This is a genomic window from Mucilaginibacter sp., from assembly GCF_039935595.1.
Lineage (GTDB): Bacteria > Bacteroidota > Bacteroidia > Sphingobacteriales > Sphingobacteriaceae > Mucilaginibacter.
Genome location: NZ_JBDTJZ010000228.1, coordinates 1 through 7559 on the forward strand (window position 1 = coordinate 1; position 7559 = coordinate 7559).

Annotated in this window: 9 protein-coding genes; 6 read left to right on the plus strand and 3 right to left on the minus strand. The window is 37.8% G+C overall.

The genetic code is table 11. The features are described 5' to 3' along the window. The coding region (locus ABI367_RS16515) for a carboxylesterase family protein (protein ID WP_462227672.1) at positions 1 to 924 on the plus strand (924 nt) is incomplete at its 5' end. 153 nt (positions 925 to 1077) lie between these two features. Continuing rightward, positions 1078 to 1932: an integrin alpha gene (locus tag ABI367_RS16520; protein WP_462227673.1), complete on the plus strand. Its 855-nt coding sequence runs from the start codon at positions 1078 to 1080 to the stop codon at positions 1930 to 1932. Here the strand turns inward: ABI367_RS16520 and ABI367_RS16525 are convergent, their stop codons facing one another. Then, the gene (locus ABI367_RS16525; protein ID WP_462227674.1) at positions 1933 to 2439 is read right to left on the minus strand and encodes a hypothetical protein; all 507 of its coding nucleotides are present in this window, start codon (positions 2437 to 2439) and stop codon (positions 1933 to 1935) included. A gap of 23 nt (positions 2440 to 2462) precedes the next feature. After that, positions 2463 to 2666 (minus strand): hypothetical protein, encoded by a 204-nt coding sequence (locus ABI367_RS16530; protein ID WP_462227675.1) that lies wholly within the window; start codon positions 2664 to 2666, stop codon positions 2463 to 2465. 152 nt (positions 2667 to 2818) lie between these two features. Here ABI367_RS16530 and ABI367_RS16535 point away from each other — a divergent pair, with 152 nt between their 5' ends. From ABI367_RS16535 to ABI367_RS16550, 4 genes are all read left to right on the plus strand, one after another. After that, on the plus strand, positions 2819 to 3160 hold the full coding sequence (locus ABI367_RS16535; protein WP_462227677.1) for a YciI family protein: 342 nt from the start codon (positions 2819 to 2821) through the stop codon (positions 3158 to 3160). A 49-nt stretch (positions 3161 to 3209) separates the two neighbouring features. Next, entirely contained in the window at positions 3210 to 4445 is a 1236-nt protein-coding gene (locus tag ABI367_RS16540) for an RNA polymerase sigma factor (protein ID WP_462258101.1), read from the plus strand. A gap of 45 nt (positions 4446 to 4490) precedes the next feature. Continuing rightward, complete coding sequence (locus ABI367_RS16545) at positions 4491 to 5186, plus strand: DUF2490 domain-containing protein (RefSeq protein WP_462227679.1); 696 nt, start codon at positions 4491 to 4493, stop codon at positions 5184 to 5186. A gap of 332 nt (positions 5187 to 5518) precedes the next feature. Further along, positions 5519 to 6334, plus strand: coding sequence for a PAS domain S-box protein (locus ABI367_RS16550; protein ID WP_462227680.1), 816 nt, complete (start codon positions 5519 to 5521; stop codon positions 6332 to 6334). Between the two features lie 40 nt (positions 6335 to 6374). On the opposite strand, the gene ABI367_RS16555 is transcribed toward ABI367_RS16550, so the two are convergent. Next, positions 6375 to 7346: a GlxA family transcriptional regulator gene (locus ABI367_RS16555; protein ID WP_462227681.1), complete on the minus strand. Its 972-nt coding sequence runs from the start codon at positions 7344 to 7346 to the stop codon at positions 6375 to 6377. Positions 7347 to 7559 lie beyond the last annotated feature (213 nt).

Consider the following 7559-nt stretch of genomic DNA (forward strand, 5'->3'; position numbering starts at 1 on the left):
GCGGTAAGTGAGCTTTGCGCATCGCCATTAGCAAAAGGTTTATTTAGCGGTGCCATTTCCGAAAGCGGTGGCTCGTTTGGTCCGCCACGGGTTACCACCTATCCCGGCGAAAATTTAAAAGTATTGAAAGATGCCGAAGCTGCGGGCGAAGCTTATGCTAAAAACGCAGGCTATAATTCAATAGCCGACCTAAGAAAAGTGGATGCGGATAAATTACCCGGCGTTCGCGGGCTTACGTGGCCCATTATTGATGGTTATGTTATACCCGATGACCAATACAAACTATACGAGGCAGGTAAATACAATGAAACGCCCATCTTAGTGGGCTATAATTCTGACGAGGGCGCCAGTTTCTCGCCACCTAAAACACAGGAAGAATATATAACAGGGGTTAAGGCCCGTTACGGCAAATTTGCTTATGATCTGATAAAAGCCTATCCCCCGGGTACCGGCGCAGTTGCTAAAACCGCCCGCGACCTTGCCCGCGACGCTGCTTTTGGCTGGCATACCTGGAGCTGGGCACGGCTGCAGGCCAATAAAGGTAAATCAAAAGTGTTTTATTATTATTTTGATCAGCATCCTGATTATCCTGCCACGTCACCACGCGCAGGATATGGTTCGCCGCACGGTCAGGAAGTGGCCTACGTTTTTGGTGTGATTAACCCCAATAGTCCGCAAACCAGTAAAACCGACCTGGAAATATCTGATAAAATGGGTACTTATTGGACCAACTTCGCCAAATACGGCGACCCCAACGGTGCAGGTGTAACCACATGGCCGGCCTTTAGCGATAAAAACCCTACACTAATGTATTTTAGCCAAACTACCCATACCGGCCCGGTACCAAGTGCTTCGTCGCTTAACGTATTGGATGAATATTTTAAATGGAGACGTACACCGGAGGGAGCAGCGTGGGCTAAATAACCGGACTTGTAACTTTTGTTGTTTGGGGTTTGATATTTGAAAAAACATTATCTCATTAAAAATTAATATCTTAAATTTTATTATATAAAACAGGTTATAACGATTAAAATTATGTCCGTTTCTATAACAGTTTCAAATAAATAGTAAGATTATATGCGGTACTATATTTATGCCATTATCATATTGTTTTTTTCTTGTAAACAAAAATCAGCTGACAATAATGTTCATGCTAATAGTTTAACAGGACTATCTAAAAAAACATCCCATACCATTGAAGGTGATACTATTGTAAGTGACAGACAAATAATAGAAAGTGACACTGTAAACGGCGATACGATCAAAATTCTTTCGAGAGTTGAAAGGGATACGACTAATGATGCAAGGTTTATTATTGAAGGAGAATGTGTAGATGGCTCAATAACCGCTAACGACACTAAATATGCTTGGAAAGGTTTTTTTGAGCAAAAAGGGCAATTCTATCTCAAAGATGCTAAAGTTAAGGTAAAATTTATGCCCGAAACTGTAAGTGATGAAAACACAGAGGGAAATTACATGGTAAAAACTGACAATAAAGACCCTAGTATACTTCTTGTTGCTAATTTACCTGATTTGATAAATGGCCCTGTTAAAAAAATAAATTTTGATGATCAGATAATTCCGGGCAAGCCAAGAACATTTTATTATAATAATAATCAATATACATTTTATGCTACAGGCCATGTTCCTGAAGGTCAGGACATGTCTTATGTAAAAGATTATAATTTATATATAACCGGAAAAGCAAAAGGGTACTATTTTAAACAATTACTTGTCCATAACGATTTTTATGATAGCGGTTTTCCAACCAGTATAGATTTTATAGGTGATGTTGATAAAGATGGTATTCCTGATTTAATTATAAACTCTTCAAATTACGGAGAAGGTGGATGGTGGACATTGTTTCTTTCAAAATCAGCTGGTCCTAAAAGACTTTTAGTAATGGTTGGAGGTTATGGAACGGCTGATTAATTACTTTGAATAAGCATTAATAATTTGAATCTGTTTAGGATCAGTTATTCGAATGACTGGTCCTTCTTCCAAGTCTTCAATCTTTCCAGATACGGTAATACGATTATGCAACGCATTCTTTAACAAGTAAACCATCTTTGGATAAAAATAGATTTGAAATATTGTTGTGTCTGAATGCGGTTTGTCGCAAAAAAGAATAGCTCCCCTATCTTTATCCTCAAAAATCATAAAAGATTCTGGCTTACATTGTACAGTCATAAATTGGCCAACATGTTTAGTCACTGCTGTAACATTAATAAGTTTTGCTTTTCCGGAGTAATTTTGAGATATAGATTTTTGCTGATTGGTCAAGCGGCTGTTAACTAATATGGCACTGTCATGCGATACTACGCTGTCCATCTTTCTTCGCCTTTCTTCCCGCTTTATTTGGGCTACGCTTTTAGGCGTTATTGGTTTGTCGCAAGCAGTTAAAGCTAACAACAAGATAATAACAAGCTGTTGTTTCATATTTATCCTTGCAAGGTTAAGCTCTACTTGCTTTTAAGCACCCGTATTTCTTTATTGATCAGGCGTATACTATCTAAAATAGCTTTATTTTGTAGCATAACACTATCCAGTTTTCTTTGTATGATTTGGCGCCGCAATTCGGCTCTTCCTTCGGGCGATGATCCTCGGCCACATGCTGCTAATGCCAGCAATAAAACAATTGGGGTAAGTTGTTTCATTAATTCCATAATTTAGTTTTTAAATTTATCAAAAACTTGTTATCCTGCAATATATATCAAACTATAATATTGGGTGATGGGTTTAAAAAAAATATTTCTTTGTTTGTCCAATTTTGCTTTGCCTGATCGTCATTGGGTTTTAACAATTAAACTTTAATAACATGAAAGACTTTTTATTAGTATTTAGAAATGACTTCAAGGCTATGCCACAAGGCTCGCCCGAAGAAATGCAGGCCATGATGAAAAAATGGATGGACTGGATCGGGAATTTTGCCGCCCAAAACAAGCTTATTGATCGCGGTAACCGCTTACATGCCGATGGCAAGGTTGTAACCCCCGGTAATGTAATTACCGATGGGCCTTATACCGAAGTTAAGGAACTTATAGGTGGCTACACTTTAATAAAGGCCGAGTCGCTGGAGGAAGCGGCCGAGATGGCTAAAAACTGCCCGATACTATTGGTTGGCGGCAATGTAGAGGTTAGGGAAATTAACCCCATGTAATCACAGAAAAAACTTAAAGCCTTTGTATTTTTACAAAGGCTTTTTTTGTATGCAGCAACAGGAATTAATACCTCATCTTTTCCGCACAGAGTACCGTAAAATTACGGCTGTGCTTTGTAAACTGTTCGGTATTGAACATATAGAGATAGCGGAAGATATAGTGAGCGATACTTTTTTATTGGCGTCAGAGCTATGGGGATTAAAGGGACTGCCCGAAAACCCTACCGCCTGGCTATACATCGCCGCTAAAAATAAAGCTAAAGATTACTTTAAGCGCAATACTATTTTCAACCAAAAAATAGTTCAGCAGTTAAATTACCAAACAGCTGTGGTTGACGAGATTGAGATAGACCTTTCTGAAAAAAACATTATTGACAGCCAGTTGCAAATGTTGTTTGCTATATGCAACCCGGTTATACCCCCCGAAGCACAAATTGGCCTGGCGTTACGCATACTTTGTGGTTTTGGTATTAATGAAATAGCTACTGCATTTTTAACCAATAAGGAAACTATTAACAAACGGCTTTTCAGGGCCAAAGAAAAATTACGCAGTGAAAGGGTAAAAATTGAATTCCCCACACCTGTTGAGATTGACAAGCGTTTAGAAACTGTTTTAACAACCTTATATCTTTTGTACAATGAGGGTTATTACTCGTCTGGGCAGGATATTACTATACGACAAGATCTTTGTCTGGAAGCTATGCGTTTAACACATATATTAATTGAAAATGCATCAACCAACCTGCCCGGCGTAAATGCGTTAATGTCGCTGATGTGTTTTCAATCGTCAAGGTTTGAAGCGCGTATCAGCCAAAATGGAGAAACCATTTTATACCACGACCAGGATATTAAATTGTGGAACACCGAATTGATTGAACAAGGCACCTATTATTTAAATATGGCATCGCAGGGCGATAAGCTTTCTAAATATCATTTAGAAGCAGGTATAGCCTACTGGCATACCAATAGAGCCGATACAGACGAAAAATGGGAAAGTATTTTGCAATTATATAACCGCCTGTTGCAAATAGAATACTCGCCTATGGCAGCGTTAAACCGCACTTACGCATTGGCCAGGGCCAATGGTACTGCACAGGCTATAGTGGAAGCCGAAAAGTTAAATCTTAAAGATAATCACCTATACCACTCGCTGTTGGGTGAGTTATATTTAAAGGAAGATACGGCTAAAGCCATAACCCACTTTAAAACCGCTTTAAAATTAACAAGATCTGCGGCGGATAAAGCCGTTATTGCCGATAAACTGCGCAGGTGCCATGAAAATTAACTCCGAATATTTATTAAATCTTGCTATTATTGCCGCCACAAAACTATGCGCAAGCTTTTATTTATTCTGTTATTGTTATTTCCTGCATTATCCTTCGCTCAAACTGTTGAACATTCCATGTGGAGCTCATTTTTCAACACCACTAAATTTAATAACAAATGGGAAATGCAATATGATATGCAGTTCAGATCGTCAAATAATGTTACTTTTTTAAAGTATACCTTATTCAGACCTGCTTTATTATATGGTTTAGACAAGAATTTTATCAACACCATAGGCTTAGGTTATGTATTAAATGATACCTATACCCATACCAGCAAGCCTAACGTAACAGAACATGATATTTACGAACAGTTTATTCATAAACAATACGTTGGCGCAATAGCCATTACCCACCGTTTCCGTGTAGAGCAACGTTTTATTGAAAGGCCGGGTAATTCTGATCTTTTTTCGCAGCGTTTTAAATACTTTATAAGGGCCATAATTCCTCTGGCTAAACAAAAGTCCACGTTTAAAAACGGCATGTATACCGCCTTGCAAAATGAGATATTTGTAAACCTGCAAAATAAAGATCAGCTTAATGGCAGTATGTTTGATCAAAACCGTGCCGCGGCAGCTATTGGTTACCGCTTTAGCACCAAGTTTGATATGGAGGTTGGGTATTTAAATCAATTTACCAAGAATGCAACAGGCAGCGTGTCTAACAATGCAGCTCAGCTTACTTTTTATACCCGTTTTTAACAGCTATTTAGCCGATCCTACGCGTAAACTTACTACTTGCCTTACACAGCGGGAAAATTTTTTCTCGTCCTGTACAATAATGCGGTAAGGGCCATCTCCTGCTGCCACGGTTGTCTGTCTACCTGTTGGCCAGTATAATCATTCATAATTATAATCAGATATTGTTAGATAAAACAAATTACCCATAGCCGCATTATATTTTAAATTAAGCAATACCCTCATTCAATAAATTGATTTAAATCAAAAAGTACTTTGTTTTAAATAAAATTAAAGTATACTTTGTAAACCAATATCCTAAACGTGTCGTATAACGACAGTACTATTTATTCTTAATGTTAAAATCTATTAAAATTCCTATTGCTTTTTTGCTAACAGGTATTGCGTGGGCATTTTTAAGTGATCCTGTAATAATCTTGTTATTAGGCCACTCGGATACTTATAAACAAGATTTGGTAAGGGAGCTAAACGATGTAACTTTTGTAATAATTATAACAATAATATTGTATATAGAAATAAAAAGGCAACAACGTAAGCTTAGTCAATCAGAAGAAGAATATCGTCAACTATTTGAATCAAATCCCAACCCGATGTGGATTTATGATATTGAAACGTTTAAATTTATAAAAGTAAACGATGCAGCCATTGCAACATACGGCTATACACGTAAGCAGTTTTTAAGTAAGACCATTTTTGATATTCGCTCTGAACATGACCGGGAAAAGGTAAAAAAGGAGATTAAAAAAAACAAGTATGGCATTAATTATTCCGGAACCTGGGAGCATATTAAAGCCAACGGCGAATTTTTTAAAGTATCCATAATATCGCACTACGTTACTTTTAACAATAAAAAATCTAAAATGGTAATGGCTACTGACCTCACGGAGCTATTAGATAAGGAACAAAAGTTAAATGACGCACTTGAAAAATTAAAAAAACATAATATAACACTTTTAGATATTGCCTGGTCAAACTCACATGAACTGCGCAAGCCTTTATGCTCTATTATTAGCCTGGTTGATTTGTTGCAAGAGTCAACCAATAGCGAAGAGAAGGCAGAGTATCTTTCCTTATTAAATCAATGCGCAGCAGAACTTGACGAGATGTCGCGCAAAAACAATGAAAAATTAGATAAACTTGGGCTTAGTTAGGCTTGCTTTTTACAAGTTACGATGCAACACAGCTGACAAATCAATTAAGCTGGAATTTTTCCCGATACTCTGATGGTGTCATCCCAACGGCCTTTCTAAATACTTTTCTAAACGCTTTAGGGTCGTTATAGCCTGAGTTATAAATAACTTCTGTCATTTGCTGGCTGGTTTGTTCTAATAACTTTTTAGCGGCTTCTATGCGTGTTTGTTGCAGATATTCAATGGGCGTCATGCCGGTGGCTTGTTTAAAGCGGCGCACCATATTGCGCCTGCTGGCAGGAATATCTTTTATTATCTCCTCAATAGTCTCTGCATCGTTATAGCGGCTCTCAATTTTTTGTTGCGCAGAGGCCACCAGTTCGTCGTGGTGGTTACGCACAGGCTGAAAGGTACTGAAGTGCGATTGGTTATCCCGGTTAATATCAATAGCAAATATTTTTGCCGCCCGCACAGCAATATCGCGCCCGCAATGCATTTCAATAATATGCAGCAGTAAATGAAAGGTTGAAGTTGCCCCTCCGCTGGTGTATAGTCGGCCGTCTTCGGTAAGTGTTTTGTCAGATCGTAACTTAACATCAGGAAAAGCTGTAGCAAAACCATTGCAGGCATCTACATGTGTTGTGGCAATTTTCCCGTTAAGTAATCCCGTAGCACCTAACAAGAAAGCACCCGTACAAAAAGTAGCTATATGCGCCCCCTGTTTATATTGTTGTATGAGCCAGGGGATAAACACCCGGTTATCTGCTATGGTTTGCTCCATATCATCCGTATTAAAAGCCGGCACTAATATCAATTCCTTAAGCGGCGCAGCTTTGATATCTTCCGCCGAATAATTCATTATCATATCCGTACGATCATATTGATTATCGTTGGTATGTAGCAGCGTTATATTAAAAGGAACGGATTCTTCGGTCTTGCTATAAAACTTATTTACTGTTTCAAAAACATCCAGGATAGCCGCTATACTTAATAGCCTATGTTTTTTTGTTAATAAAAGGCCTATTTGTACCATAATATTTATTGTAATTAATTAAAGTAAACATAATAAAATTTGTCCTAAATGCCCCCTAACAATGACTTTTAAAACCACTTTTAAAGAAAAATACCTATCTATCTTTATTGAAAAATACGATACAATGAAAAAAGAAGAACTTATTGCGGATATTGAACAAACTATACTAACGTTGTCGTGGTTGGCGGCAGATATTGAAACCGGCAGCTATAA

Bases quoted from the DNA above. Each gene is read 5' to 3' on its own strand.
- ABI367_RS16520 (WP_462227673.1), top strand. From the start codon at position 1,078: ATGCGGTACTATATTTATGCCATTATCATATTGTTTTTTTCTTGTAAA.
- ABI367_RS16525 (WP_462227674.1), bottom strand. From the start codon at position 2,439: ATGAAACAACAGCTTGTTATTATCTTGTTGTTAGCTTTAACTGCTTGC.
- ABI367_RS16530 (WP_462227675.1), bottom strand. From the start codon at position 2,666: ATGGAATTAATGAAACAACTTACCCCAATTGTTTTATTGCTGGCATTA.
- ABI367_RS16535 (WP_462227677.1), top strand. From the start codon at position 2,819: ATGAAAGACTTTTTATTAGTATTTAGAAATGACTTCAAGGCTATGCCA.
- ABI367_RS16540 (WP_462258101.1), top strand. From the start codon at position 3,210: ATGCAGCAACAGGAATTAATACCTCATCTTTTCCGCACAGAGTACCGT.
- ABI367_RS16545 (WP_462227679.1), top strand. From the start codon at position 4,491: ATGCGCAAGCTTTTATTTATTCTGTTATTGTTATTTCCTGCATTATCC.
- ABI367_RS16550 (WP_462227680.1), top strand. From the start codon at position 5,519: ATGTTAAAATCTATTAAAATTCCTATTGCTTTTTTGCTAACAGGTATT.
- ABI367_RS16555 (WP_462227681.1), bottom strand. From the start codon at position 7,346: ATGGTACAAATAGGCCTTTTATTAACAAAAAAACATAGGCTATTAAGT.